Source organism: Sagittula sp. MA-2 (genome assembly GCF_030126985.1).
In the GTDB taxonomy this organism is placed as follows: Bacteria; Pseudomonadota; Alphaproteobacteria; order Rhodobacterales; family Rhodobacteraceae; genus Sagittula.
The window spans coordinates 80,695-106,771 of sequence record NZ_CP126145.1; the positions used below are offsets into that span (position 1 = coordinate 80,695).

Annotated in this window: 21 protein-coding genes; 14 read left to right on the plus strand and 7 right to left on the minus strand. The window is 64.3% G+C overall.

All coding sequences use genetic code 11. The features are described from left to right. Nucleotides 1-435: 435 nt before the first annotated feature. The 4 genes from QNI11_RS00400 to QNI11_RS00415 all read right to left on the minus strand — a co-directional run bounded on the left by QNI11_RS00400 (nucleotide 436) and on the right by QNI11_RS00415 (nucleotide 5,405). On the minus strand, nucleotides 436-2,466 hold the full coding sequence (locus tag QNI11_RS00400; RefSeq protein ID WP_283981939.1) for a virulence-associated E family protein: 2,031 nt from the start codon (nucleotides 2,464-2,466) through the stop codon (nucleotides 436-438). Nucleotides 2,467-2,957: 491 nt separating this feature from the next. Continuing rightward, nucleotides 2,958-3,422: a hypothetical protein gene (locus tag QNI11_RS00405; protein WP_100928315.1), complete on the minus strand. Its 465-nt coding sequence runs from the start codon at nucleotides 3,420-3,422 to the stop codon at nucleotides 2,958-2,960. Between the two features lie 218 nt (nucleotides 3,423-3,640). Beyond that, the gene (locus QNI11_RS00410; protein ID WP_283981940.1) at nucleotides 3,641-4,063 is read right to left on the minus strand and encodes a hypothetical protein; all 423 of its coding nucleotides are present in this window, start codon (nucleotides 4,061-4,063) and stop codon (nucleotides 3,641-3,643) included. Nucleotides 4,064-4,376: 313 nt separating this feature from the next. Continuing rightward, the gene (locus tag QNI11_RS00415; protein WP_283981941.1) at nucleotides 4,377-5,405 is read right to left on the minus strand and encodes an IS110 family transposase; all 1,029 of its coding nucleotides are present in this window, start codon (nucleotides 5,403-5,405) and stop codon (nucleotides 4,377-4,379) included. Between the two features lie 194 nt (nucleotides 5,406-5,599). On the opposite strand from QNI11_RS00415, the gene secE reads away from it, so the two are divergent. Together secE and nusG are read left to right on the plus strand one after the other, a co-directional pair. Then, the gene (gene secE, locus QNI11_RS00420; protein ID WP_100928313.1) at nucleotides 5,600-5,803 is read left to right on the plus strand and encodes a preprotein translocase subunit SecE; all 204 of its coding nucleotides are present in this window, start codon (nucleotides 5,600-5,602) and stop codon (nucleotides 5,801-5,803) included. 149 nt (nucleotides 5,804-5,952) lie between these two features. Next, entirely contained in the window at nucleotides 5,953-6,486 is a 534-nt protein-coding gene (gene nusG, locus QNI11_RS00425; RefSeq protein ID WP_040605070.1) for a transcription termination/antitermination protein NusG, read from the plus strand. Nucleotides 6,487-6,586: 100 nt separating this feature from the next. Here the strand turns inward: nusG and QNI11_RS00430 are convergent, their stop codons facing one another. Further along, nucleotides 6,587-7,126, minus strand: a complete 540-nt coding sequence (locus tag QNI11_RS00430; RefSeq protein ID WP_283981942.1) for a DUF6647 family protein — start codon at nucleotides 7,124-7,126, stop codon at nucleotides 6,587-6,589. A gap of 104 nt (nucleotides 7,127-7,230) precedes the next feature. On the opposite strand from QNI11_RS00430, the gene QNI11_RS00435 reads away from it, so the two are divergent. From QNI11_RS00435 to rplL, 6 genes are all read left to right on the plus strand, one after another. Continuing rightward, nucleotides 7,231-8,142, plus strand: coding sequence for a LysR substrate-binding domain-containing protein (locus QNI11_RS00435; protein WP_283981943.1), 912 nt, complete (start codon nucleotides 7,231-7,233; stop codon nucleotides 8,140-8,142). A gap of 197 nt (nucleotides 8,143-8,339) precedes the next feature. After that, the gene (rplK, locus tag QNI11_RS00440) at nucleotides 8,340-8,792 is read left to right on the plus strand and encodes a 50S ribosomal protein L11 (RefSeq protein WP_005862823.1); all 453 of its coding nucleotides are present in this window, start codon (nucleotides 8,340-8,342) and stop codon (nucleotides 8,790-8,792) included. A gap of 5 nt (nucleotides 8,793-8,797) precedes the next feature. Beyond that, nucleotides 8,798-9,496, plus strand: a complete 699-nt coding sequence (rplA, locus tag QNI11_RS00445) for a 50S ribosomal protein L1 (protein ID WP_100928310.1) — start codon at nucleotides 8,798-8,800, stop codon at nucleotides 9,494-9,496. 157 nt (nucleotides 9,497-9,653) lie between these two features. Beyond that, complete coding sequence (locus QNI11_RS00450; RefSeq protein ID WP_100928309.1) at nucleotides 9,654-10,505, plus strand: DUF4105 domain-containing protein; 852 nt, start codon at nucleotides 9,654-9,656, stop codon at nucleotides 10,503-10,505. A gap of 280 nt (nucleotides 10,506-10,785) precedes the next feature. Next, entirely contained in the window at nucleotides 10,786-11,304 is a 519-nt protein-coding gene (rplJ, locus tag QNI11_RS00455) for a 50S ribosomal protein L10 (RefSeq protein ID WP_100928308.1), read from the plus strand. Between the two features lie 72 nt (nucleotides 11,305-11,376). After that, nucleotides 11,377-11,757 carry a 50S ribosomal protein L7/L12 gene (gene rplL, locus QNI11_RS00460; RefSeq protein ID WP_100928307.1) on the plus strand — a complete coding sequence of 127 codons (381 nt, stop codon included), beginning with the start codon at nucleotides 11,377-11,379 and terminating at the stop codon, nucleotides 11,755-11,757. Between the two features lie 81 nt (nucleotides 11,758-11,838). Here the strand turns inward: rplL and QNI11_RS00465 are convergent, their stop codons facing one another. Next, entirely contained in the window at nucleotides 11,839-12,666 is an 828-nt protein-coding gene (locus tag QNI11_RS00465; RefSeq protein ID WP_283981944.1) for a GGDEF domain-containing protein, read from the minus strand. A 615-nt stretch (nucleotides 12,667-13,281) separates the two neighbouring features. Here QNI11_RS00465 and rpoB point away from each other — a divergent pair. From rpoB to QNI11_RS00480, 3 genes are all read left to right on the plus strand, one after another. Beyond that, nucleotides 13,282-17,418, plus strand: a complete 4,137-nt coding sequence (gene rpoB, locus QNI11_RS00470) for a DNA-directed RNA polymerase subunit beta (protein ID WP_100928305.1) — start codon at nucleotides 13,282-13,284, stop codon at nucleotides 17,416-17,418. 99 nt (nucleotides 17,419-17,517) lie between these two features. Beyond that, on the plus strand, nucleotides 17,518-21,771 hold the full coding sequence (rpoC, locus tag QNI11_RS00475) for a DNA-directed RNA polymerase subunit beta' (RefSeq protein ID WP_283981945.1): 4,254 nt from the start codon (nucleotides 17,518-17,520) through the stop codon (nucleotides 21,769-21,771). A 188-nt stretch (nucleotides 21,772-21,959) separates the two neighbouring features. Beyond that, nucleotides 21,960-23,177 (plus strand): PQQ-dependent sugar dehydrogenase, encoded by a 1,218-nt coding sequence (locus tag QNI11_RS00480; protein ID WP_283981946.1) that lies wholly within the window; start codon nucleotides 21,960-21,962, stop codon nucleotides 23,175-23,177. Nucleotides 23,178-23,195: 18 nt separating this feature from the next. Here QNI11_RS00480 and QNI11_RS00485 read toward each other — a convergent pair whose 3' ends face one another. After that, nucleotides 23,196-23,999, minus strand: a complete 804-nt coding sequence (locus QNI11_RS00485; protein WP_283981947.1) for a putative rhamnosyl transferase — start codon at nucleotides 23,997-23,999, stop codon at nucleotides 23,196-23,198. A 250-nt stretch (nucleotides 24,000-24,249) separates the two neighbouring features. Between QNI11_RS00485 and QNI11_RS00490 the strand changes: the two genes are divergently transcribed. The 3 genes from QNI11_RS00490 (at nucleotide 24,250) to rpsG (ending at nucleotide 25,898) form a co-directional block, all read left to right on the plus strand. Beyond that, nucleotides 24,250-24,636 carry an ester cyclase gene (locus QNI11_RS00490; RefSeq protein WP_283981948.1) on the plus strand — a complete coding sequence of 129 codons (387 nt, stop codon included), beginning with the start codon at nucleotides 24,250-24,252 and terminating at the stop codon, nucleotides 24,634-24,636. Nucleotides 24,637-25,031: 395 nt separating this feature from the next. After that, on the plus strand, nucleotides 25,032-25,403 hold the full coding sequence (rpsL, locus tag QNI11_RS00495) for a 30S ribosomal protein S12 (protein ID WP_005862801.1): 372 nt from the start codon (nucleotides 25,032-25,034) through the stop codon (nucleotides 25,401-25,403). A 24-nt stretch (nucleotides 25,404-25,427) separates the two neighbouring features. Continuing rightward, nucleotides 25,428-25,898: a 30S ribosomal protein S7 gene (rpsG, locus tag QNI11_RS00500; protein ID WP_100928300.1), complete on the plus strand. Its 471-nt coding sequence runs from the start codon at nucleotides 25,428-25,430 to the stop codon at nucleotides 25,896-25,898. Nucleotides 25,899-26,077 lie beyond the last annotated feature (179 nt).

Consider the following 26,077-nt stretch of genomic DNA (forward strand, 5'->3'; position numbering starts at 1 on the left):
TTCCTCAGTCTCTCCCGGGGATTTCCCCCACGGGGTTTTCTCGATTCCAGAATCTCCCCACGGGGGGAAAGCTCGGGGCTCCGCGCCCCCCGCACCCCGGCCCCCCGGGAAGGACCCGCCGCTCCCCCACACGGGGGCTCTGTCCCCAGGGGAGCGCACCGGCTGGCCCAAGGGGAGTGTGACCCATCGGCAGGGTCGCATGGGTCACGCATAAGCTTTTGAAACTATTGACGAATACTCCGCCCGTGACCCATGTGACCCATAAAACACCATTGTAACTCCCCAGCGCCGTCCCCATGCCCCCTGTTGCCGCCCTCATAGCCTCTGACGACTCTTTTTCGGATTCATGGGTCACATGGGTCACAGGGTGGATTCCCCTTTGGGAAACAAAGGCTTGCGTGTGACCCATATGGGTCACTGTATGGGTCACATGGGTCACGTCGCTTCCACCCTGCACCACATCTTGCCCTTGCGGGTGTGCTTCTTCACCCAGCCCAGATCACGCATGACGGCGGCTGCCCGGTTCTGATTGGCTCGGGTGTGCTGCCCACTGTTGAGCCCCAGAGCTTCCCCCAGCACCTCGGAGATGGTGACTTCCGTCCTGACGGTGCCCTCTTCGTCCAGATCGTGCGGGGGACGGTCCAGCCACGCGGCGACGTCTTCGGCCCAGCTATCGGACTCCCGTGCCGCTTCCTGCACCGGCTTCGCGTGTTCCGCCTCAAAGTCCCGGTCCAGCCACCACGCTTCCCCGTCGCTGTAGGCCGCGAAGGCTTCGGCAAAGAGCTGGTCCCGCTCAGCGGAAAGCGCGTCAATGTCGATGACCTTGCCCACAGTGATGGGCCAGAAGCGCCGCCCGCCCGTGGCGTCCCGGAGGAACTGTTCCTCGTTCGTCGTGCCCACGAAAACGCACTGGCGGGGGAAGGCTTCGTCATAGCGGGCATAGGGCAGACGCACCCGGTCAACGGCACCGGAGAGGAAGGCTTTCAGGTCTTCCGTTTCGCTCTTCCGGGACGGGGCCAGCTCCGCCAGCTCCACCAGCCATTTGCCTTGGAGGTGCCGGATTGCGTCGGTCCTGTCCCCCGTGATGCTGGGCAGCGTGTCGCTGAAATATTCCGCCCCGGCGAGGACGCGGCAAGCGGAGCTCTTGTTCTGTCCCTGCAGCCCGGACAAGACAAGCGTGTGATCGTGCTTGCACCCGGGCTGCATCACCCGGGCCACCATTGCGATGAGGAACTTGCGCCCCACGGCGCTGCAATAGGGCGTGTCATCGGCACCGGCATGGCGCACCAGCCACGAGTCCAGCCGGGGCTTGCCGTCCCACCGGAGCGCCCGGAGTTGGTCCCGGATCGGGTGATAGGCCAGTTTCCGGGCCACGGTCTGAGCTGCGTCGGCCACCAAGTCCTTGCCCACGGTTTGCAGGCCCAGCCGCTCAAGGGCGATGCGGGCAAGAGCCACGGCGGAGTCGGTCAGCGGCCCGTCGCGCCATTCGTCCCGGCCCGTCATCATGTTGTGGGCCAGCCCGGGTAGGACGGAGTCGAGGTTCCGGCCCAGATAAAGCATCGTGTTGTGCAAGTTGATAACGGGATTGTTGCCCCGCATGATCGGGGTGCCCCAGTCTGCCTTGGCGGGCACCACCTCCTTGCCCTCCAACATCGCTTCCACGTCTTCCAGCGTCCACTTGCGAGGCTCCGGGGCAACGTCGTCATCGGTCAGCAAGTCAAGCATGTCGTCGCGTTCCCGGGCCACCTTGGCAAAGGTGCGTTCAACGGCCCTGTCATGCTGGCGGTCATCAACGCGGCTCCACCAGTTCCCGGCGGCCCCGTCGTGTTCTTCGATTGCCTCTCGGGCTTCCTCTTCACTCATGCCCAACCGGGCGAGATTTTCGAGATAGCGCCACGCTTCACCGCTGCCCGACTCGTCCTTGCCGACCTTGCCGGTGGAACTGGTCTTGGCCTGCACTGACGGCCCGTGCTCGTCCAAGAGCCACCGGAGCGCGTCCAGATCAACGGTGCGGAGCTCTTCGCCATCGCTCACCATGTTGCCGGTGACGGTCAGGAACTTGCGTTCGGTGAAGAGCGCGATTTCCTTGTGCTCGCCTTCCAGAGCGAAGGCACGGCCCGCACCCGGGCTGCCATCGGCGGCGGGCTTTATCAGCCCCTCTTCCCGGAGCTCGTCAACGTCCGCGTCCCGGCAGAGGAAGAGCACATGAACGCCGGTCTGCCCCGGGGACACGTCGGCATAGCTCTGGAAACGGTCTAGGATCGGCGCGGCCCAAGAGGTCAGTTTGCCCGTCCCCGGGTTCCGGCAGCCGTCCATGTCGATACCGCAGACGCGCCAGCCGGGCTGCCCCGGGACGCCCGCCAGCATGATGCCCAGCCCCTTGGGCCGGTCGGTCTTGAAGGCGTCGGCACGGCGCTGTGCGGCGGCTCTGGTGCCCCAAGTCTTCGGCTTGGTCGTGGAGGCCAAGCCGCCAGTCTTCGGGTTCTTGGGCGGCTTGCTCCACCTTTCCTTCTGCCGCACCTCTTCCCAAGCCGCCCAGACGGGCGCGGAGCCCAGATCGGACAGCGGAACGGCTTGTTCTTTTTAGCATTTGTGGTATCTGAATACCGCATCGTGAGTTTCCTGTTCTCGTGGTGGGATTGCATTGGAGCCCCTTGCCGTTGGTCCCGGCAGGGGGCTTTTTTCTTCCCAGATCAGAGATTTACGGTTGGCGGTTTCCGCGTAACCCATTGATGCACAGAGGGGCGAAAACGGTCTGATTGGGAGAAGAAGTGTTTATTTCCAACCAAACGGAGCGGACTCCAAAACCGTAGGTCGCGGGTTCGAACCCTGCTGCCCCTGCCATTCCTCCGGACATCGATGTCATGCCAGTGCTGCCGTTGCAGCGGAGGTTTCGTGTGCGCACGAAAAAAGGGGCCGCCCGAAGGCAGCCCCGTACTTGCTTACAGGAACCTGGATTATTCGATGCCGAGGTAAGCGCGCATTTCGCGCTTCTTCTCGTTCTCGTTGCCGTCGCCGTTCATGATCGAGATCAGGGCGGCGGTCTGCTGTTCGGTCAGCGTCGATGCGTCCAGCTCGGGGATGTACGCTTCGATCTGGTTCACGTTGAACGTGCCTTCGTCGTTCATGTCGTCGATTTCGTCGGCTTCAGCCACTTCGGGCAGCGGCTCGTCGACGGCCACTGCCGGCGGGTTGTCGGACTGGAACTCGCCCAGGTAGGCTTCCATCTGGCGGGACTTCTCGTTCTCGTTGCCCGGGCCGTTGGCGATGCCGATCAGGGTGTTGACCTGTTCGTCGCTCAGCGCCTCGACGTTCACGTTCGGAAGGAACGTGGAAATGGTGTTCTCGTCAAAGCTGGTTTGCGCCACGGCGCCGGTTGCAATGACGGACACGAGTGCGGTTGCGGTCAGAAAACGTTTCATAAGGATGTCTCCTTTTCATCTTCGTGGGCGGTGCAGTGCACCTCTTTGGCCGTGCTGTTCTGCACCTGCCTTGCACAAGAACAACCGCCTTCCCCAATGATCGTTCCAAGAAAATTCGATTATTTTTCAAATTCTTACGATGCCGTGACCGGGCGTGAGCGGGCACGAGAAAGGGGCCGCTGAAAGCGGCCCCCTTCCGGGTAGAACTGTGACCTGGATCACATTTCGAGAGTGTCGATGTAGGTCTTGATCGCCTCTTCGTCGTTGGTCGCCAGAACGGCGCGCAGCTCTGCGAACTGCTCGTCGGTCATCGAGTAGATGTCGACGCCCGGTGCGTAGGTCATCATCGCCTCGATCTCGGCGTCGGTCAGACCTTCGGGGTAAAGGGTGATTTCCAGCTCGGGGTTGTTCGTCTTGAATTCGCCGAGGTAGGCGCGCATCTGGCGCTCCTTGGTTTCCTCGTTGCCCTCGCCGTTGATGGTGGCCATCAGGGAAGCGACCTGGGCGTCGGGCAGCATCTCGACGTTCACCTCGGGAATGAAGGTGTTGATCTCGTTTGCGTTGAAGCTGCTCTCGCTCTGGGCCATTGCGCCGGTTGCGATCACGGAAATAAGGGCGGTTGCGGTCAGAATACGTTTCATGTCAGATCCTTTTAGGTTTCTGCTGCGTCGGCGGCGTGTTTGCCGTGGCGCTCTGGGGGGTATGTATGAACTGCCTTCCCCTGCAAGTGACTTGTCGATGCGCCGCTGACCCTGCTTCTATGTATTCGGTCTTTCTTCGGGGCGGTTCGTTTTGCCCCTGACCAAGATGGGAAGTCGCGCGTCCTGTGTCTCGTTAAACCATCGGCACTTCAGGGGCCATACTCCCCATCAGACTGACAGAACGCCGATCGGTCGTTGGTCCATCTCCTCCTCGCTCGCAGATTCCTTTGCTCTCAGTTGTGTTACGGTCCGACTACAGGCCGCTCAGTGCATTGGGTTGATACCGCTCTCTCTTCGTCAATACAGCCCAGGCAATACGTGCCATCTTGTTGGCCATTGCGACCGCCGCGACGTTGACATGCGCTCGCTCCTTCAAGCGGTCGGCCCATGCCGCTATCGGCGACGTCCTGTCGCGCACGAGATGCAGCACGGTTCGGGCCCCGTGAATGAAGAGTTTCCTCAAGTATCGATTGCCGTGCTTCGAGATACCGATCAGCTTGGCTTTGCCACCTGTCGTGATCTGTCGCGGCACCAGGCCGAGCCATGCGGCGAGATCACGTCCTTTGCCGAAACTGCTGCCGGTACCGACCGCAGCCACGAGCGCCGTCGCAATCGTCGGGCCGACGCCGGGGATCTCCATCAGCCTCTGCATATCGGCATCCGTTTTGGCCAATACTCTGATCTCGGCATCGATGGCCGAGATCCGGTCATTGATCACGCTTAGCTCTGACGCCATGTCCGACAGAAGCGTAAGCATCCGACGTGAAAGATCGTCGGTGCCCTCTGCGGTCAATCTGATCAGTTCCTTTTGGAAGACATGGCGTCCCGTTCCAATCCGAATGCCGCGTTCCATCAGGAAGCCGCGGCCCTGATTGATCAGCCGTGTCCTGTCGCTCACCAGTCGTTCCCGCGCCCGGTGCAGAGCCTGAAGGTCGAGCTGTTCCTCTGTTTTGATTGCTACGAATGCCATCGTCGGGCGCGTCGCAGCCTCTGCAATTGCTTCCGCATCACGGTCATCGTTCTTGTGAACCTTGACGTACGGCCGGACATAGAGCGGCGACATCAGCCGAGGCTCATGTCCGTTCTGAAGACAAAACCGCCCGATGTGATGCGCCCCGCCGCAGGCTTCCATGGCAACGATGCAGGGCGGAAGCTTATCAAGAAAGTCCAGCAGCCGATGCCGCTGGAGACGTTTACGAAACACGATTGCTCCTGCCTCATCCAGCCCGGCAAGACTGCAAACGGTCTTGCCCAGATCAATGCCCAGAACCTTGATGTCCATCAGATGCTCCTCTCTCCACCTATGCCCGCCACAATAACAGCGGGTTGGTGGGAAGGCAGTTCATCCCATTAAACCTCCCCGAGCCGAAAAGGTTCATTCGATTCATTCACGCATCCGGGAGCGGCTCACGCCTTGCTTTTGCCGGCCCCTGCGCGTACATGCCCACGAAACCGCAGCACACGGGACATTCACGCATGGCGACGACCAACCCGATCACGTTCATCCAGCAGGTCCGCGCAGAAGTGGCCAAGATCGTCTGGCCGACCCGGCGCGAAGTCACGCTGACCAGCATCATGGTCTTCATCATGGCGGCGCTGACGGCGGTCTTCTTTGCGCTGGTGGACCTGGCGATCCGGTCCGGTCTGACGGGTATCCTGACCTACTTCGGCGGCAGCTGAAGTCGGGCGCAGGGGCGCTCCGGCCCTTGCCATCCGGTTTCGGACGGTGTAACGGACGGGTCCAGTTTCCGGCGCGCGGCTATAAAGGCTCGCGCGCCGTTTCATTTCCGGAAGGCGCCCCGTTCGGGGGCGGAATGATCGAGGTCGACATGGCAAAGCGGTGGTATTCGGTGAGCGTTCTCTCGAACTTCGAGAAGAAGATCGCCGAGCAGATCAGGACATCGGTTGAGGAGCAGGGGCTTCAGGACCAGATCGACGAGGTCATGGTCCCGACCGAAGAAGTCATCGAGGTGCGGCGCGGCAAGAAGGTGACGACCGAGCGTCGCTTCATGCCCGGCTACGTGCTGGTCCACATGGAGATGTCGGACCGCGGCTATCACCTGATTTCCAACATCAACCGGGTGACCGGCTTCCTCGGTCCGCAGGGCCGTCCGATGCCGATGCGCGACGCGGAGGTGGAGGCGATCCTCGGCCGCGTGCAGGAAAGCGACGAAGCGCCCCGGACGCTCATCCATTTCGAGATCGGCGAGCGGGTCAAGGTCAACGACGGTCCGTTCGAGGGCTTCGACGGCATGGTCGAGGGCGTCGACGAGGACAACCAGCGCCTGTCGGTGTCGGTGTCGATCTTCGGCCGCGAGACCCCGGTGGAGCTGGACTTCACCCAGGTGTCGAAGCAGGGCTGAGCCCTTCGCGCCGGTCCTTCGGGACGGTGCAGATCTCCTGACAGATCCTTCGGGCCCGTGCATCCGCGCGGGCCTTTTCCTTTGCGGCGGGTGGGGCCGGTCAGTCGGGGTGGATGTCGCGGCGTGTGCAGCCTGCCTCCAGCACGACGGCGATCCAGTTGATGTCCGCTTCGAGGCCGAGGTCCGCCAGCCACTTTTCCTGCAGGCGGTAGGCGGGCAGTTCCTGCGCGCCCGCGCAATACCAGTGGCCCGCCTCTTCCTGCCGGTAATGCGTCAGTTCGTGCAGGAGCACGCCCACGTCGTAGGGGTTTTTCATGTCCCACGGGCGCACGAGGAAGATGGTGTCGGCCTCGGGGTCGTACATGCCGCGCGCCATGCCTTCCTGGGATGCGTGACGCGCGGTGTGCAGGCTGGCCGCGCGGGCCGCGCCGATCCACCGGACAAGGGGCGGCCCGTCGCGCCGGGGCAGGTCGGAATGGGTGTCCAGCCAGTCGTCGAGGTGCGAGACGAGCGCCCCGATGGTAGGGGCGTCGCGCCAGGCCAGCGGGTCTGCGTCGGCGGCGACGGTGGCGGGTGCCATGCAGACGAGTGTCATCAGGGCGCAGCCGAGCGGCGCGCCGAAGCGGTGGAAGGGGCTCATGTCCGGCCTCGTTCGAATTTTGAGAGTTGGTGAGAAGATGCTACGATCGGCCCGTCACCGGCGCAAAAGACCAATTTTCACCAGCCGTTGAAAGGAATTCAGCCATGGGGCGCAAATTCCCTCCGTTCGCGGCCGTGCGGGCCTTCGAGGCCGCCGCCCGGCATCTCAGCTTCAAGGCCGCCGCAGAGGAGCTGTGCCTGACCCCCTCTGCCGTCAGTCACCAGATCAAGGCGCTTGAGGCGTTCCTCGACACCGCGCTGTTCGAGCGCACGGGCGGCCGGATCTCCCTGACCCTGACCGGGCGCGGCTATGCCGGGAAGATGACCGGGCTGCTGGATGCCTTCGAGGACTCCACCCGTTCGGTGAAGGAGGCGGGCGCGCGGCCGTTCCGTGTCCTCTGCACGCCGGGCTTTGCGGCGCGCTGGCTGGTGCCCCGGCTGGACCGCCTGGGATTCGGCGACCGCGTGCGGCTGCGGGTGTCGGTCGGGGCGCCCTCGACCGATTTCGCCGCGAACGACAGCGACCTTGTGATCCAGTGGGCCGACGATCCCGTGCCCGGCGTCGTCACCGAGCCGTTCATGACCTCTGCCCGTTACCCGGTGATCTCGCCCGCGCTGCGGGAGCGGGAGGAAGTCCGGGTGCCGGCCGACCTGCTGCGGCTGCGGCTGATGCACGACGAGGTCCTGGACGCCTGGGACGAATGGTTCGACGCGGCGGGGGTGGCGCCCCGCGCCCTGCCGCGCGGGCCGGTCTTTCCGAACTGCGAACTGGCGACCACGGCGGCGGAACAGGGGCAGGGCGTGGCGCTGGCCTATGACATGATGGTGCGCGGAACGCTGGAGGCCGGGCGCCTGGAGCGGCTGTTCGACACGGTGACGCTGCCGGTCACGATCTACTCCGTCGCCTATCCGGAGGCGCGGGCCGACGATCCGATGATCCGGAGCTTCCGGGACTGGGTCTTTGCCGAGATGGAGCGGGACGGTGCACCGCTGCTGGCCCGCCCCGCCGCGGAATAGCGCGCGACGGCAGGCCGCCCTCCGGAATCACTTGCCAAACCGCCGCCGAGGTTATATGCGGCGCCCCTGTTGCTGCGGAACCGTCAGGTTGCGCGCAATCCACCGTGGGAGGCGAGGGTCACGCGAGATCCGGACCTGACCACGCCACAAGAAGCCCCTTCGACGCGTCGCGGGGGAGATGGAAAAGGAGAAAGCCGATGGCAAAGAAGCTCGCCGGCAAGATGAAGCTGCAGATCCCTGCAGGCAAGGCCAACCCCTCCCCGCCGGTCGGTCCGGCGCTGGGTCAGCGCGGCATCAACATCATGGAATTCTGCAAGGCGTTCAACGCCAAGACGCAGGAAATGGAGCCCGGCGCGCCGTGCCCGACCGTGATCACCTACTACCAGGACAAGTCCTTCACGATGGACATCAAGACGCCCCCCGCGTCTTACTACCTGAAGAAGGCCGCCGGCCTGAAGCCCGTGGGCAAGCGTAACCGCCCCCGCGGTGCCGAGAAGCCGGGCCGTGAGACCATCGCACACGTCACCGTGGCGCAGGTCCGCGAGATCGCCGAAGCCAAGATGAAGGACCTTTCGGCGAACGACGTCGAAGCGGCAATGCAGATCATCCTGGGCTCCGCCCGGTCGATGGGCATCGAGGTGAAAGGGTAATCGTCATGGCAAAACTTGGTAAGCGCACCCGTGCAGCCCGCGAAGCCTTCGAAGGCAAGGAAAACATCACTGTCGAGGAAGCCGTTTCCCTGATCAAGTCGAACTCCAACGCGAAGTTCGACGAGACCGTGGAAATCGCGATGAACCTCGGTGTCGATCCGCGTCACGCCGACCAGATGGTCCGCGGCGTGGTCGGCCTGCCGAACGGCACCGGCAAGACCGTCCGCGTGGCAGTCTTTGCACGTGGCCCGAAGGCGGACGAGGCGAAGGAAGCCGGTGCGGACATCGTCGGCGCCGAAGACCTGATGGAAACCATCCAGGGCGGCACCATCGAGTTCGACCGTTGCATCGCGACGCCGGACATGATGCCGATCGTCGGTCGTCTGGGCAAGATCCTCGGCCCGCGGAACCTGATGCCGAACCCGAAGGTCGGCACCGTGACCATGGACGTCAAGGAGGCCGTCGAGGCAGCCAAGGGCGGTCAGGTCCAGTTCAAGGCGGAGAAGGCCGGTGTCGTGCACGCAGGTGTCGGCAAGGTCTCCTTCGACGAGGCCAAGCTGGCCGAGAACATCCGCGCGTTCGTGAACGCCGTGTCCGCGGCCAAGCCGACGGGCGCGAAGGGCACCTACATGAAGAAGATCTCGCTGTCTTCCTCCATGGGCCCGGGCGTCACCGTCGACGTGTCGAACGCGACCGGCAACTGAGCCGACCGTTCCAGGAATTGAAGGAGGGCGTCCCGCCGGGGCGCCCTTTTTCTTTGGGACTGTCCGAAGGGACTGTCCGAAGGGGCTGTCAGGAGGAGGCGGCAGGGTCAGGGTATCCCGTCTTTGCCGTTTCAACGCGGCGCGGTAAGACGGCCGCATGAAGCGCGTTCTCAAGGTTTTCGCCATCGCCGTGGCCGCCATCGCCGTGGTCCTCTACCTGCCGTGGGTGGTTCTGCTGCCGTCGCACGACCGCGACTGGCGCGCCGATCACAGCCGCCTGCCGCTGGTCTCTGCCGGGGAGGAGGCGGCGGTGATCCGCAATATCCGCAACTGGGATTACGCCCCCGACGGCAGCGTCGCGCGCGAGGCCTGGATCAACGCGACCCTCGTCCCCGAGGAGCTGGAGCAGGCCTATTTCGTGGTCGAGCCGTTCACCGGCAGCGAGGCCATCGCCCACACCATGCTGTCCTTCCGCTTTCGCGACGGGAAGACCTATGTCGCCTCCGTCGAGGCGCGGCGCGAAGAGGGCGAGAGCTACAACGCGCCGCTGGCCGCCGTGCTGCCGGTCTTCGAGTACTTCTTTGTCTGGACGACCGAGCGCGACATGTTCGGCAATTCGGAGTTCTGGGCGGGCGATCAGCTGTACCTCTACCCGCTGTCGATCCCCATCGAGCAGCAGCGCGCCGTGCTAAAGGCGATGCTGCGCGAGAGCGAGGAACTGGTGACGGAGCCGCGCTGGTACAACACGCTGTTTTCCAACTGCACCAACGTGCTGGCCCGGGCGGTGAACCGGACAAAGCGCGGGGTGGTGCCCTTCGACAAGTCATGGGTGCTGACCGGCTACGCCGACGATTTTCTGTACGAGCAGGGAATGCTGGCGGACATGGGCGGGTTCGAGGCGACGCAGGAACGGGCCTTGATCTCTCCGCTGGTGCGGGAGCTTTACGGGATAAAGGACCCGGCGGAATTTAGTGTCGCCTTGCGCGAACGGATGCGCGGCGGGATTTGATTGAATGATTGCAAGAAATAATGGCCGGTGCTAATGCAGGCCTCGCGGTGCCGGATGCGATTCGTATTCGGCGCCGCAATTCGTCCGAGACGGTGGGTTGGTTCCATTTCCTGAAATGGCCCCGGTAATTCCTGCCTGAGACGGGAAGAGACATCTTTTCAGCCCCGCGCTTCTGCGTCGGGCCCACAGGATGCGTCGACCCTCATTCGGACTTTGTGATCGGGGACACCCGGTCGACTGAGAGCCGGAGGGTCCGCCCTCCAACAACTGGAGTGAAACTGTGGATAGAGCCCAGAAAGAGAAATTGGTCGAGGAACTCGGCCAGATCTTCGAAAGCTCTGGCGTCGTGGTGGTTGCCCACTACGAGGGTCTCACGGTTGCAGAGATGACGGATCTGCGTAACCGCGCTCGCGCTGGTGAAGCAACGGTCCGTGTCGCCAAGAACAAGCTCGCCAAGATTGCTGTCCAGGGCACCCCCGCCGAGGGGATCGCCAAGTATCTGGACGGCATGACGGTGCTTACCTTCTCCGAGGACCCGGTCGCAGCGGCCAAGGTCATCGAAGACTTCGCCAAGGATAACAAGAAGATTGAGATCCTTGGTGGCGCCATGGGTGGCACCACGCTGGACCGTGCCGGTGTCGAGGCCGTGTCGAAAATGCCGTCGCGCGATGAGCTTATTGCTTCCATCGTCGGCTGCATCGGCGCACCCGCATCGAACATCGCCGGCGCCATTGGCGCACCTGCATCGAACATCGCCTCCATCCTCACCACCATCGAGGAAAAGGGCGAGGCGGCGTAAGCAACCTTTCGACCTGCGTAGGGAATGCTCCCTGACGTTGGAACCCATATCTAAATCTGAAAGAGTCTCAAAATGGCAGATCTCAAAGCACTTGCTGAGCAAATCGTCAACCTGACCCTGCTCGAAGCACAAGAACTGAAGACCATCCTCAAGGATGAGTACGGCATCGAGCCGGCCGCCGGCGGCGCAGTCATGATGGCTGGCCCGGCAGGCGACGCAGGCGCGGCAGCCGAAGAAGAAAAGACCGAGTTCGACGTGATCCTCAAGTCCGCTGGCGACAAGAAGATCAACGTGATCAAGGAAGTCCGCGGCATCACCGGCCTGGGCCTGAAAGAAGCCAAGGAACTGGTGGAAGCCGGTGGCAAGGCCGTCAAGGAAGGCGTTTCCAAGGACGAAGCCGAAGAACTCAAGAAGAAGCTCGAAGAGGCAGGCGCCGAAGTCGAGATCAAGTAATTCCCGTCTCACGACTGGTTTACGGCAAGCGCTCCCATCCGGGGGCGCTTGTTTTTTTGCGGGGTGCCCTGCCGGGCCGGGTCATGTGCCGATGCAGTAGCGGTTCTTGCCCTGCCGCTTGGCGGCGTAGGTGCGCATGTCGGCATTGATGAGCGCCTGCTGCGCGTCGCCCCGATAGTCGGCCGCGCCGATGGAGGCGGTCACGGCGATGCCCGCGACAGGCGTGCTGCCGATCGAGGTCAGCAACCGCTCGGCCACGTCCTCCGGATCGGTGCGCGGGTCGTTGATGACGACGACGAATTCCTCTCCGCCGAGGCGCGCGACGATGTCCTTTTCCCGCACTGCCGTGGTGATGCGCCGGGCGACGGCCTGCAGGACGGCGTCGCCGATGGGGTGGCCGTGGGTGTCGTTGATCGCCTTGAAGTCGTCGATGTCGAGCACGAGGATCGACCCCTGTTCCACCCCTTCGAGCGCGCGCATCAGCCCGCGCCGGTTGAGGAGCGTCGTCAGGGGATCGGTCTCTGCCTCCGAGCGGTAGCGGTGGATGCGCTGCTGCGCCTCCGTCAGGACCCGGTTGGTGGCGGCCATGAGAAAGCCCACCTCGTCGCGGTGACGGTCGGGCAGGGGCGCGAATTCGCGCCGCTCCTCGAAGGCGGCCAGCGCGCGCGTCACCTCGTAGACCGGGGCGAGCAGCCGCCGCAGCAGGACCAGCGTCAGGCCGGTGCCGGCGACTGTCGCCCCGAGGATCAGCAGAAGCGCACCCGTCTTGTCGCCGGACCAGGGGCCGTCGCCGAGCAGGACGAAGACCGTGAAGGCGAGAAGCGGGATGTGCGTTCCGATGAAGGCGACGAACAGGATCTTTCGCGTGAAGGACCGTGGAAAAAGGCGGTCCAGGAGTCTGTATATCATGGGCCCACCACGCAACGCACGGAGTTCGCATGTCTAATTGCCGGAAGGTTAAGAAATGATTAAGGGCGTGCCGCCTTCTTGAGGATCCGTGAAGGGTTTGCTGTGCGTTCGGGCGGAGTTGGCACGGAAGCGGCACGCCAGACGCTGAATAGCGTTGTTTTTCCATGACTCCTTGACGGAACCGGCGCTTTTTGTCATTCTGCTTCAAGTGCATAAAACCGCGCGCCCCGGTCAAGGGGGGTTGCGCGCATGCGCTTTACCGAATATTCGGAAGTCTCCCACGGGCTCGAGCGATTCGAACCCGTGTCGCAGGTGTTTCGGAGGCAGGGGGCGCGCACGACAGTTGAATATCTGACCCCAGCCCCCATATCCGGTCTTCCCCAGAACATCCGGACAACAGGCACCCCCTTCGCCCGTCTTGGCAAGCCTCCCGTCTGCATGCGTTTTCCGCGCGCAGACGGGAGGCTTCCCAAGGCAGGGAAACCGGTCGAGTGGCACGCGGTGGGACGCGCGCCGAGAATGGACCCGTCAACCCGCCGTCACTGACGTGAACCGCCGCTGTGGCCCCGGCAGCGTGCAGGTTCGGGCAGAGAAAATCGAAAGGGTGCTCCCCTCATGGCGCAAAGTTTCCTCGGTCAGAAACGCCTCCGCCGCTATTACGGCAAAATCCGCGAAGTTCTTGAAATGCCGAACCTCATCGAGGTTCAGAAATCGTCTTACGAGCTGTTCCTGAAGTCCGGCGACCAGCCCAAGCCGATGGACGGCGAAGGCATCAAGGGCGTGTTCCAGTCGGTCTTCCCGATCAAGGACTTCAACGAGACCGCGGTCCTCGAATTCGTGGACTACGACCTCGAGAAGCCGAAGTACGACGTCGAGGAATGCATGCAGCGCGACATGACCTACAGCGCCCCGCTGAAGGTCACCCTGCGCCTGATCGTGTTCGATATCGACGAGGACACCGGCGCCAAGTCGGTCAAGGACATCAAGGAACAGGACGTCTTCATGGGCGACATGCCCCTGATGACCCCGAACGGTACGTTCATCGTGAACGGCACCGAGCGCGTGATCGTTTCCCAGATGCACCGCTCGCCGGGCGTGTTCTTCGACCACGACAAGGGCAAGACGCACAGCTCGGGCAAGCTGCTGTTCGCCTGCCGGATCATCCCCTACCGCGGCTCCTGGCTGGACTTCGAGTTCGACGCCAAGGACATCGTCTTCGCGCGCATCGACCGCCGCCGGAAGCTGCCGGTGACGACGCTGCTGTACGCGCTTGGTCTCGACCAGGAAGCGATCTGCGACGCCTACTACAACACCGTGAACTTCGAGTACCGCCGTGGCGAGGGCTGGGCGACCAAGTTCTTCCCTGAGCGCGTGCGCGGCACCCGTCCGACGTTCGACCTGGTCGATGCCGACACCGGCGAGATCATCGCGGAGGCCACCAAGAAGGTGACGCCGCGCGCGGTGAAGAAGCTGATCGACGAAGGCAAGGTCAAGCAACTGCTTGTCCCGTTCGAGCACATCGTCGGCAAGTACGTCGCCAAGGACATCATCAACGAGGACACCGGCGCGATCTACGTCGAGGCCGGCGACGAGCTGACCTGGACCGTCGACAAGGACGGCGAAGTGTCGGGCGGCACCCTGAAGGAGCTGCTGGACGCGGGCATCACCGAGATCCCGGTCCTCGACATCGACAACATCAACGTCGGCCCGTACATCCGCAACACGATGGAGCAGGACAAGAACATGTCCCGCGAAACCGCGCTGCTGGACATCTACCGCGTGATGCGCCCGGGCGAGCCGCCCACCGTCGAAGCCGCCTCGGCGCTGTTCGACACGCTGTTCTTCGACAGCGAGCGTTACGACCTGTCCGCCGTGGGCCGCGTGAAGATGAACATGCGTCTCGCGCTCGACAAGCCGGACACCCAGCGCACGCTGGACCGCGACGACATCGTGGCCTGCATCAAGGCGCTGGTGGACCTGCGTGACGGCAAGGGCGACATCGACGACATCGACCACCTCGGCAACCGTCGTGTGCGTTCGGTCGGCGAACTGATGGAAAACCAGTACCGCGTCGGTCTGCTCCGCATGGAGCGCGCGATCAAGGAACGCATGTCCTCGGTCGAGATCGACACGGTCATGCCGCAGGACCTGATCAACGCGAAGCCGGCGGCGGCTGCCGTCCGCGAATTCTTCGGCTCCTCGCAGCTGTCGCAGTTCATGGACCAGACCAACCCGCTCTCCGAAGTGACGCACAAGCGTCGCCTCTCGGCGCTTGGCCCCGGCGGTCTGACGCGTGAGCGTGCCGGCTTCGAGGTGCGCGACGTGCACCCGACGCACTACGGCCGCATGTGCCCGATCGAAACGCCGGAAGGTCCAAACATCGGCCTGATCAACTCGCTGGCGACCTTTGCCCGCGTGAACAAGTACGGCTTCATCGAGACCCCGTATCGTGTCGTGAAGGAGGGCGTCGTCACCGACGAGGTCCACTACATGTCCGCGACCGAGGAAATGCGGCACACGGTGGCACAGGCCAACGCCTCGCTGGACGAGAACGGCAAGTTCACCAACGAGATGGTCAACACCCGCCAGGCGGGCGACTACACGCTGGCGCCGTCGGAAACCGTCGACCTGATCGACGTGTCGCCGAAGCAGCTGGTGTCGGTCGCGGCCTCGCTGATCCCGTTCCTGGAAAACGACGACGCCAACCGCGCCCTCATGGGTTCGAACATGCAGCGTCAGGCGGTTCCGACCCTGCGGGCCGAGGCGCCGCTGATCGGCACCGGCATCGAGGAAGTCGTGGCACGCGACTCCGGCGCCGCCGTCATGGCGAAGCGTGCGGGCATCATCGACCAGGTCGACGCGCAGCGGATCGTGATCCGGGCGACCGAGGACCTTGAGCTGGGTGACGCGGGCGTCGACATCTACCGGATGCGCAAGTTCCAGCGGTCCAACCAGAACACCTGCATCAACCAGAAGCCGCTCGTGAAGGTGGGCGACACGGTGATGAAGGGCGAGGTCATCGCGGACGGCCCGTCCACCGACATGGGGGAACTGGCGCTCGGCAAGAACGTCATCGTCGCCTTCATGCCGTGGAACGGCTACAACTACGAGGACTCGATCCTGATCTCGGAGCGGATCGCCAAGGACGACGTGTTCACCTCTGTCCACATCGAGGAATTCGAAGTGGCGGCGCGTGACACCAAGCTCGGGCCCGAGGAAATCACCCGGGACATCCCGAACGTCGGTGAAGAGGCGCTGCGCAACCTCGACGAGGCGGGCATCGTCTACATCGGTGCCGACGTGGAGCCGGGCGACATCCTGGTGGGCAAGATCACTCCGAAGGGCGAAAGCCCGATGACGCCGGAAGAGAAACTCCTCCGCGCCATCTTCGGCGAGAAGGCCTCGGACGTGCGCGACACCTCGCTGCGGGTGAAGCCGGGCGACTACGGCACCGTCGTGGAAGTCCGCGTGTTCAACCGTCACGGCGTCGAGAAGGACGAACGTGCGCTGCAGATCGAGCGCGAGGAAATCGAGCGTCTGGCCCGTGACCGGGACGACGAACTCGCCATCCTCGACCGCAACATCTACGCGCGTCTGAAGGGCATGATCCTCGGCAAGACCGCGGTGAAGGGTCCGAAGGGCGTGCGCGCGAACTCGGAGATCGACGAAGAGCTTCTGTCGACGCTGACCCGCGGTCAGTGGTGGCAGCTTGCCCTCGGCGAGGAAGAGGACGCCAAGCACGTCGAGGCCCTGCACGAGCAGTACGAGATCCAGAAGCGTGCGCTTGACGCGCGGTTCGAGGACAAGGTCGAGAAGGTGCGCCGCGGCGACGATCTGCCCCCGGGCGTGATGAAGATGGTCAAGGTCTTCATCGCGGTGAAGCGCAAGCTTCAGCCGGGCGACAAGATGGCCGGCCGTCACGGCAACAAGGGTGTCGTGTCGCGCGTGGTGCCGCAGGAGGACATGCCGTTCCTCGCGGACGGTACGCCGGTCGACTTCTGCCTCAACCCGCTGGGCGTGCCGTCGCGGATGAACGTCGGTCAGATCCTCGAAACCCACATGGGCTGGGCGTCGCGTTCGCTTGGCATCCAGGTGGACGAGGCGCTGCAGGAGTACCGCCGGTCGGGTGACCTGACCCCGGTGCGCGACGCTCTGAAGATCGTCTACGGCGACGAGGTCTACGAAGAGGGCTTTGCCGACGCCGACGAGACCGCGCTGGTGGAGATGGCGGGCAACGTGACCCGCGGTGTCCCGATCGCGACCCCGGTCTTCGACGGTGCGAAGGAAGCGGACGTGAACGACGCGCTGCGCCGCGCGGGCTTTGACGAAAGCGGCCAGAGCCGCCTGTTCGACGGCCGTACCGGCGAGGAGTTCGCCCGGAAGGTGACGGTGGGTGTGAAGTACCTGCTGAAGCTGCACCACCTGGTCGACGACAAGATCCACGCCCGTTCGACGGGGCCCTACTCGCTCGTTACCCAGCAGCCGCTGGGCGGCAAGGCGCAGTTCGGTGGTCAGCGTTTCGGGGAGATGGAGGTCTGGGCCCTGGAAGCCTACGGCGCCGCCTACACCCTGCAGGAGATGCTGACGGTGAAGTCGGACGACGTGGCGGGCCGGACCAAGGTCTACGAGTCGATCGTCAAGGGCGAGGACAACTTCGAGGCCGGCGTGCCGGAATCGTTCAACGTTCTCGTCAAGGAGGTCCGGGGTCTGGGCCTCAACATGGAACTCCTGGATGCGGAGGAGGACGAGTAACCCACAGAGTTTTCGACGAAAACTCTGTGTCGCCAAGATCTTTCGTCCGAAAGATCTTGGCCTCGCGCCCCCGCTTCCCTCTGAATTTGTGAGGAACACATGAACCAGGAACTGACCAACAACCCGTTCAACCCGCTGACCCCGCCCAAGGTCTTTGACGAGATCAAGGTGTCGCTGGCGTCGCCGGAGCGGATCCTCTCGTGGTCCTTCGGCGAGATCAAGAAGCCGGAAACCATCAACTACCGCACGTTCAAGCCCGAGCGTGACGGCCTGTTCTGCGCGCGCATCTTCGGTCCGATCAAGGACTACGAATGCCTGTGCGGCAAGTACAAGCGCATGAAGTACCGCGGCGTCGTCTGCGAGAAGTGCGGCGTCGAAGTCACGCTCCAGAAGGTGCGCCGCGAGCGCATGGGCCACATCGAGCTGGCCGCGCCCTGCGCGCACATCTGGTTCCTCAAGTCGCTGCCCTCGCGCATCGGCCTGATGCTGGACATGACGCTGCGCGACCTCGAGCGCGTGCTGTACTTCGAGAACTACGTGGTGATCGAGCCGGGCCTGACCGACCTGACCTACGGCCAGATGCTGACCGAGGAGGAATTCCTCGACGCGCAGGACCAGTACGGCATGGACGCCTTCACGGCGAACATCGGCGCCGAGGCGATCCGCGAGATGCTCGCAGCCATCGACCTCGAGTCCGAGGCCGAGAACCTGCGCGCCGACCTCAAGGAAGCCACCGGCGAACTGAAGCCCAAGAAGATCATCAAGCGCCTGAAGGTCGTGGAATCCTTCCTGGAATCCGGCAACCGTCCGGAGTGGATGGTCCTGACCGTGATCCCCGTGATCCCGCCGGAACTGCGTCCGCTGGTGCCGCTGGACGGCGGCCGCTTTGCGACCTCCGACCTGAACGACCTGTACCGCCGCGTGATCAACCGGAACAACCGCCTCAAGCGGCTGATCGAGCTGCGCGCGCCGGACATCATCGTCCGCAACGAAAAGCGGATGCTGCAGGAGTCGGTTGACGCGCTGTTCGACAACGGCCGCCGCGGCCGGGTCATCACCGGCGCCAACAAGCGTCCGCTGAAGTCGCTCAGCGACATGCTGAAGGGCAAGCAGGGCCGCTTCCGCCAGAACCTTCTGGGCAAGCGCGTCGACTTCTCCGGCCGTTCGGTCATCGTGACCGGCCCGGAGCTGAAGCTGCACCAGTGCGGCCTGCCGAAGAAGATGGCGCTCGAACTGTTCAAGCCGTTCATCTACTCGCGGCTTGAGGCGAAGGGTCTGTCGTCGACCGTGAAGCAGGCGAAGAAGCTGGTCGAGAAAGAGCGTCCCGAGGTCTGGGACATCCTTGACGAGGTGATCCGCGAGCACCCGGTCCTTCTGAACCGCGCGCCCACGCTGCACCGTCTGGGCATCCAGGCGTTCGAACCGATCCTGATCGAAGGCAAGGCGATCCAGCTTCACCCGCTGGTCTGCTCGGCCTTCAACGCCGACTTCGACGGCGACCAGATGGCCGTGCACGTCCCGCTGTCCCTCGAGGCGCAGCTGGAAGCGCGCGTCCTGATGATGTCGACGAACAACGTCCTGTCGCCTGCCAACGGCTCGCCGATCATCGTTCCGTCGCAGGACATGATCCTCGGTCTCTACTACGTGACCATCGCGCGCGAAGGCATGAAGGGCGAAGGCATGGTCTTTGCCTCCCCCGAGGAGGTCGAGCACGCGCTGACGGCGGGTGAGGTCCACCTGCACGCCAACGTGAAGTGCCGCGTCAAGCAGATCGACGAGGAAGGCAACGAAGTCTGGCTGCGGTTCGACACCACGCCGGGCCGGGTCCGTCTTGGCCAGCTCCTGCCGCTGAACGCCAAGGCGCCCTTCGACCTGGTGAACCGTCTCCTGCGCAAGGGCGACGTGCAGACCGTCATCGACACCGTCTACCGCTACTGCGGCCAGAAGGAGTCCGTGATCTTCTGTGACCAGATCATGCGCATGGGCTTTGTCGAGGCGTTCAAGGCCGGCATCTCGTTCGGCAAGGACGACATGGTGATCCCGGACAACAAGTGGACGCTGGTCGACGAAACGCGCGAGCAGGTGAAGGACTTCGAACAGCAGTACATGGACGGCCTGATCACCCAGGGCGAAAAGTACAACAAGGTCGTGGACGCCTGGTCGAAGTGTAACGACAAGGTCACCGAGGCGATGATGAACACCATCTCCGCCAAGCGGTACAACGAGGCCGGGCAGGAAATGGAACCGAACTCGGTTTACATGATGGCCCACTCCAAGGCCCGTGGCTCGGTCACGCAGATGAAGCAGCTGGGCGCGATGCGCGGCCTGATGGCGAAGCCGAACGGCGACATCATCGAAACGCCGATCATCTCGAACTTCAAGGAAGGCCTGACCGTTCTCGAGTACTTCAACTCGACCCACGGTGCCCGGAAGGGTCTGTCCGACACCGCTCTGAAGACGGCGAACTCGGGTTACCTGACCCGTCGTCTGGTGGACGTGGCGCAGGACTGCATCATCCGGCTGAACGACTGCGGCACCGACCGTGCGATCACCGCGCAGGCGGCGGTCAACGACGGCGAGGTGGTGTCCAGCCTTGGCGAGCGCATCCTTGGCCGTACCGCGGCAGAGGATCTTGTGCACCCGCTTTCGGGCGACATCATGGTGCGCCACGGCGAGCTGATCGACGAACGCCTTGCCGACATGGTCGAGGACTCGGGCCTGCAGACGGCACGCATCCGGTCTCCGCTGACCTGCGAGGCCGAAGAGGGCGTCTGCGCGACCTGCTACGGTCGTGACCTGGCGCGCGGCACCAAGGTGAACACCGGCGAAGCCGTCGGCATCATCGCGGCGCAGTCCATCGGCGAACCCGGCACGCAGCTGACCATGCGGACCTTCCACATGGGCGGCGTTGCGCAGGGTTCCTCGCGGTCGTTCCTCGAAGCGTCGCAGAACGGCAAGATCCAGTTCGTGCACCCGTCGCTGATCACCAACGTCGCGGGCGAGCAGATCGTCATGAACCGCAACATGCAGATCATGATCGTGAACGAGCAGGGCGAAGAGATCGCGTCGCACAAGGTGGGCTATGGTTCCAAGGTCTTCGTGACCGACGGCCAGGACATCAAGCGCGGCGAGAAGCTGATCGAGTGGGACCCCTACACCCTGCCGATCATCGCCGAGAAGGACGGTATGGCGAAGCACGTCGACCTCGTGAACGGCCTGGCCGTGCGCGAAGAGACGGACGATGCCACCGGCATGACGCAGAAGATCGTGGTCGACTGGCGCGCCGCGCCGAAGGGCAACGACCTGAAGCCGGAGATCATCCTGGTGAACGGCGACGGTGAGCCGGTCCGCAACGATGCGGGCAACCCGATCACCTACCCGATGTCCGTGGACGCCATCCTGTCCTGTGAAGACGGGCAGGAGGTGAAGGCCGGTGACGTTGTGGCGCGTATTCCGCGCGAAGGTGCGAAGACGAAGGACATCACCGGTGGTCTGCCGCGTGTGGCCGAACTCTTCGAGGCACGCCGCCCGAAAGATCACGCGATCATCGCGGAGATCGACGGCTACGTGCGCTTCGGCAAGGACTACAAGAACAAGCGCCGCATCACGATCGAGCCGACCGACGAGAACATGGAACCGAAAGAGTACATGATCCCGAAGGGCAAGCACATCCCGGTGGTCGAAGGCGACTTCGTCCAGAAGGGCGACTACATCATGGACGGCAACCCGGCGCCGCACGACATCCTCTCGATCATGGGGATCGAGGCGCTGGCGAACTACATGATCGACGAGGTGCAGGACGTCTACCGGCTGCAGGGCGTGAAGATCAACGACAAGCACGTCGAGGTCATCGTTCGCCAGATGCTGCAGAAGTGGGAGATCCTCGACAGCGGCGACACCACGCTGCTGAAGGGCGAGCACGTCGACAAGATGGAGTTCGACGAGGCCAACGCGAAGGCCGAGAAGAAGGGCGGCCGTCCGGCATCGGGCGAACCGATCCTTCTGGGCATCACCAAGGCGTCCCTGCAGACGCGGTCGTTCATCTCGGCGGCCTCGTTCCAGGAGACGACCCGCGTGCTGACCGAGGCCTCGGTGCAGGGCAAGAAGGACACGCTGATCGGTCTCAAGGAGAACGTCATCGTGGGCCGTCTGATCCCGGCCGGTACGGGTGGCGCGACCATGAAGGTCCGCAAGATCGCGACGGACCGCGACAACGTGGTGATCGAAGCCCGCCGCGAGGAGGCCGAAGCGGCCGCCGCGCTGGCTGCTCCGGCTGCTGCAGTGGAAGACGACGTGGTGGGTGGCGACGAGTTCGACACGCTGATCGTCGACACCCCGGAAAGCCGCGAGTGATCGCAGGCTGACCCGGTCGCAAGGCCGCAGGACATCGAAAGGCCCCCGCCCGCGCGGGGGCCTTTTTCTTTGGGTGCTCCTTGGTGACGGCGCCGGGCCGCTGGCGCGCAGGTCACGATAGCGTCAGGCGATGGACCCCGGCGCGGGAACCGTTCGTTGGGCTGGCAGAACAACAAAGGGAGACATCCATGACACGCATCTTTACCTCGCTGACTGCCGTCGCCGCGCTGGCCACCACGCCCGCCCTCGCTCAGACCCATGAATGGGGCGAGAAGAAAGCCGATTTCGAGCCGGCCTTCGAGAACCAGACGCGAGCCGACCTGGTCACATCCGACTACGATTACACGCAGACCGTCCTTGCCGAGGGGCTGGAGCATCCGTGGGCGATCGAGGCGCTGCCCGGCGACGCGGGCCTTCTGGTGACGGAACGCCCGGGACGGCTGCGCGTGGTGCAGATGGACGGCACCGTGTCGGAGCCGATTGCCGGCCTGCCGGAGATCTTCAACGAGTCTGCGGGCAACAGCACGCAGGCGGGTCTGCTGGACGTGAAGGTCGGGCCCGATTTCGAGGAAGACCGCTGGATCTACTTCACTTATGCCAAGGGCATGGGCGACGGCACATCCGCCACCGCTGCGGCGCGCGGCAAGCTGTCCGAGGACATGACCGAGCTGACCGAGGTTTCCGACATCTTCGTGCAGGACCCGCCGAGCCCGGCGGCGATGCACTACGGCAGCCGGATCGTCTTTGACGGCAACGGCCATGCCTTCATCACCACCGGCGAGCACTTCACCGAGGAAGAGCGCGTGAAGTCGCAGGACCTGTCGACCACCTACGGCAAGGTGGTGCGCGTGGCGCTGGACGGCTCTACCCCCGAGGACAACCCGTTCGTGGGGCAGGAGGACGCCATCGACACGATCTGGTCCTACGGCCACCGCAACGTGCAGGGCGCGGCGATGCGCGGCGACCAGCTGTTCACGCTGGAACACGGCCCGGCGGGCGGTGACGAGATCAACATCACCGAGGCGGGCAAGAACTATGGCTGGCCGGTGATCTCCTACGGTGTGAACTACGACGGCTCCGAGGTGAGCGAGGGCATCGCGGTTCAGGACGGCATGGAGCAGCCCGACTACTACTGGGATCCGGTGATCGCGCCGGGCGACATGACCTTCTACGACGGCGGGATGTTCCCGGAGTGGGACGGCGACCTGCTGATCGCCGCGCTGGTGGCGCCGGGGATCGTGCGTCTCGGCTGGGACGGCGACACGGTGTCCGAGGAAGAGCGCCTGCTGACCGACCTTGGCCGCGTGCGTGACGTGGAGGTGCTGGAGGACGGATCGTTCCTGCTGGCCACCGACAAGGCCGACGGCGAGATCATCCACGTGACCCTGGCCGACGGCGACAGCTGAGGCTTAACGGATCTTCGCTCAGGCGCCGAACACGCGCCTGACATGATCTGCATCTATGGCGAAGCGTTCCTTCAGGAGCGCTTCGCCTTCTGCGTCGAGGCGGGGCAGTCTGACGGGGCGGACGTGTTTCTTTTGCCGGGAGTCGTTGTGGTCGTTGTGGCCGCGCAGGTACATGACCTCGTCGGTGAAGGTGAGGCAGGGCATGAAGGTCATCAGCTTCTGGTGGCCGAAGTTCATCACGCTCTGCCGGGTGCCGGGCCGGACGTAGACCGCCTGCGCGACGCCCCAGAACGGCATCACCTGCACCTCGCCGCAGATCCCCTGCGCGTCGGGCCGGGCGACGTAGCCGCGGTTCCAGTCGAAGCCCATGAGGCGGTTCTTTTCCAGCAGCGGCGCGGCGTCGAGGGCGGCCTCCTTCAGCCGCTCGACAAAGGTCAGCGCCACGGCGTCGTCGTCGTCGTGGCGGAATTGCAGGCTGGGCTGCTTCATGTCCCGGACAGAATTGATGGCCTGCTGGCAGACCTTGCGGTGCGGCCCGGGCGGACGGGCGAGGATGCGGACCTGCGGCATGCCGGCGGTCAGCGCCTCCAGCCGGGCACGGAGGCGCGCGGGCATGGTGTCGCCGATGAGGATGACGAAGAGGAAGTCCGGGTCGGTCTGCGCCCGGATCGAGGGCATACAGATGGTCTCGAAGTGGCGGAAGCGTTCCTCGATCCGCCCGGGGGCGTAGAGATAGGCGGCGCGGGCCTCTGTCGTGTCATGCTCCACTTGGAAGCCGCCTTCGGCGGGGTAGGAGAAACGGCAAAATCCGATCACTTGCATGGGGGGCTCCGGCGGCGTGCGCGGCGAGAGTGCCTTGGCGCGGCCTGGCTGTCCAGCGGGCGTGCGGCCGTGGGGCCCGTGGGGGTGGTCATGCGGTGCGCGCTGGCGCGCGCGCAGGGTGTCTCGGAGGCGGCCTGTGGCCTTCTCCTCGGGCCGCCTCCGGCGGAGGTATTTGGACCAAGATGAAGGGGGCTGTTCGCCGGGGTGCCGCCGCGGTACAGCGGGGGCATCGGTGGCCTGGGAGGCGGGAATGGATCGGGATGCGCTGGCGGCGTTCTATCGCGGCTACACCGCCTGCCTGAACGCGCGGGACTGGGACCGGCTGGGCGATTTCGTGGCCGGGGATGTGCGCTACGGTGCCGAGGCGGTCGGGCTGGCGGGGTATCGCGCGATGCTGGAGGGGGATGTGGCGGCCATCCCGGACCTGCGGTTCCGGATCGCGCTTCTGGCGGTCGATCCGCCGTGGATCGCCGTGCGGCTCGACTTCGACTGCACGCCCGCGGGCGCGCTCTTCGGCCTGAACGTCGACGGGCGGCGGGTGGCGTTTTCCGAGAACGTGTTCTATCGCGTGGAGGGCGGCCGCATCGCGGAGGTGCTGTCGGTCATCGACAAGGCGGCGGTCGCCGCGCAGCTCTGACAGGCGCTTGTGAGCCGCTTGCCGAGGGGCCGGGGGAGGCGGTGTTGACAAGGGGGGCGACTCTGCGTATACGCGCCTCCAATCCGTTGCGCCCGGACGTTGTCTGGGCGCTTCCGTTTGATACCGAACCACCGTCTCATGACAGAGACTGCGATCAAGTTCGGGGCGATGCAAGCCCGGGACCTCTGGAACGCCCCCGCGTAGGCCCTCCGGTAAGGGGTCGGATGCGGACCAAAAGTCGTTTGTGTGCAAGGGCCCTGGCCCGGCGCACCCGCGGCGCACCGAACCGGCCCATCCCATGGGCGCCCCGCGGGCGTCCGGACGGAGCGGGCCAGACCTGAACCCGCCGGGCCCGATCCCCGGCACCAAGTGAGAAGCACGGGGATAACGTCTACATGCCCACGATTCAGCAGCTGATCCGCAAGCCGCGGCAGCCCAAAGTCAAGCGCTCCAAGTCCCAGCACCTGGAGCAGTGCCCCCAGAAGCGCGGCGTCTGCACGCGCGTCTACACCACCACCCCGAAGAAGCCGAACTCCGCGATGCGGAAAGTTGCGAAGGTCCGCCTGACCAACGGCTACGAGGTCATCTCCTACATCCCCGGTGAAAGCCACAACCTTCAGGAGCACTCCGTTGTCCTGATCCGTGGCGGCCGTGTGAAAGACCTTCCGGGTGTGCGTTACCACATCCTGCGCGGTGTTCTGGATACCCAGGGCGTCAAGGACCGGAAGCAGCGCCGTTCGAAGTACGGCGCGAAGCGTCCGAAGTAACTCAGAGAAGAAGAGGATACTGATATGTCCCGTCGTCACGCCGCAGAAAAACGCGAAGTCCTGCCCGACGCCAAGTACGGCGACCGCGTTCTGACCAAATTCATGAACAACCTGATGTACGACGGCAAGAAGTCCGTCGCCGAAAGCATCGTCTACGGCGCGCTCGACCGCGTCGAGAACAAGGTGAAGCGCGCGCCGCTGGAAATCTTCCACGAGGCGCTCGACAACATCAAGCCGTCCGTCGAAGTGCGTTCGCGCCGCGTCGGTGGCGCCACCTACCAGGTGCCGGTCGAAGTGCGTCCGGAGCGCCGCGAGGCGCTGGCCATCCGCTGGCTGATCACCGCGTCCCGCAACCGCAACGAAAACACCATGGAAGAGCGTCTGGCCGGTGAGCTGATCGACGCCGTCCAGTCCCGTGGTGCCGCGGTGAAGAAGCGCGAGGACACGCACAAGATGGCAGACGCCAACAAGGCGTTCTCGCACTACCGCTGGTAAGACAGATGCCGGAGCACCCGCGCCCCTTCTGCCCCGATCCCGCCGGAGAGATCTCCGGACACGGATCGGGAGTCGGGGCGGGAAACGGGTGCTCTTCACATCCGCACACCGGAGTGGCCGGGCCCGGGGACGGGCTTTGGCCGCTCTTTGCCGTTCGCGGCAACGCGACGCTTGAACTT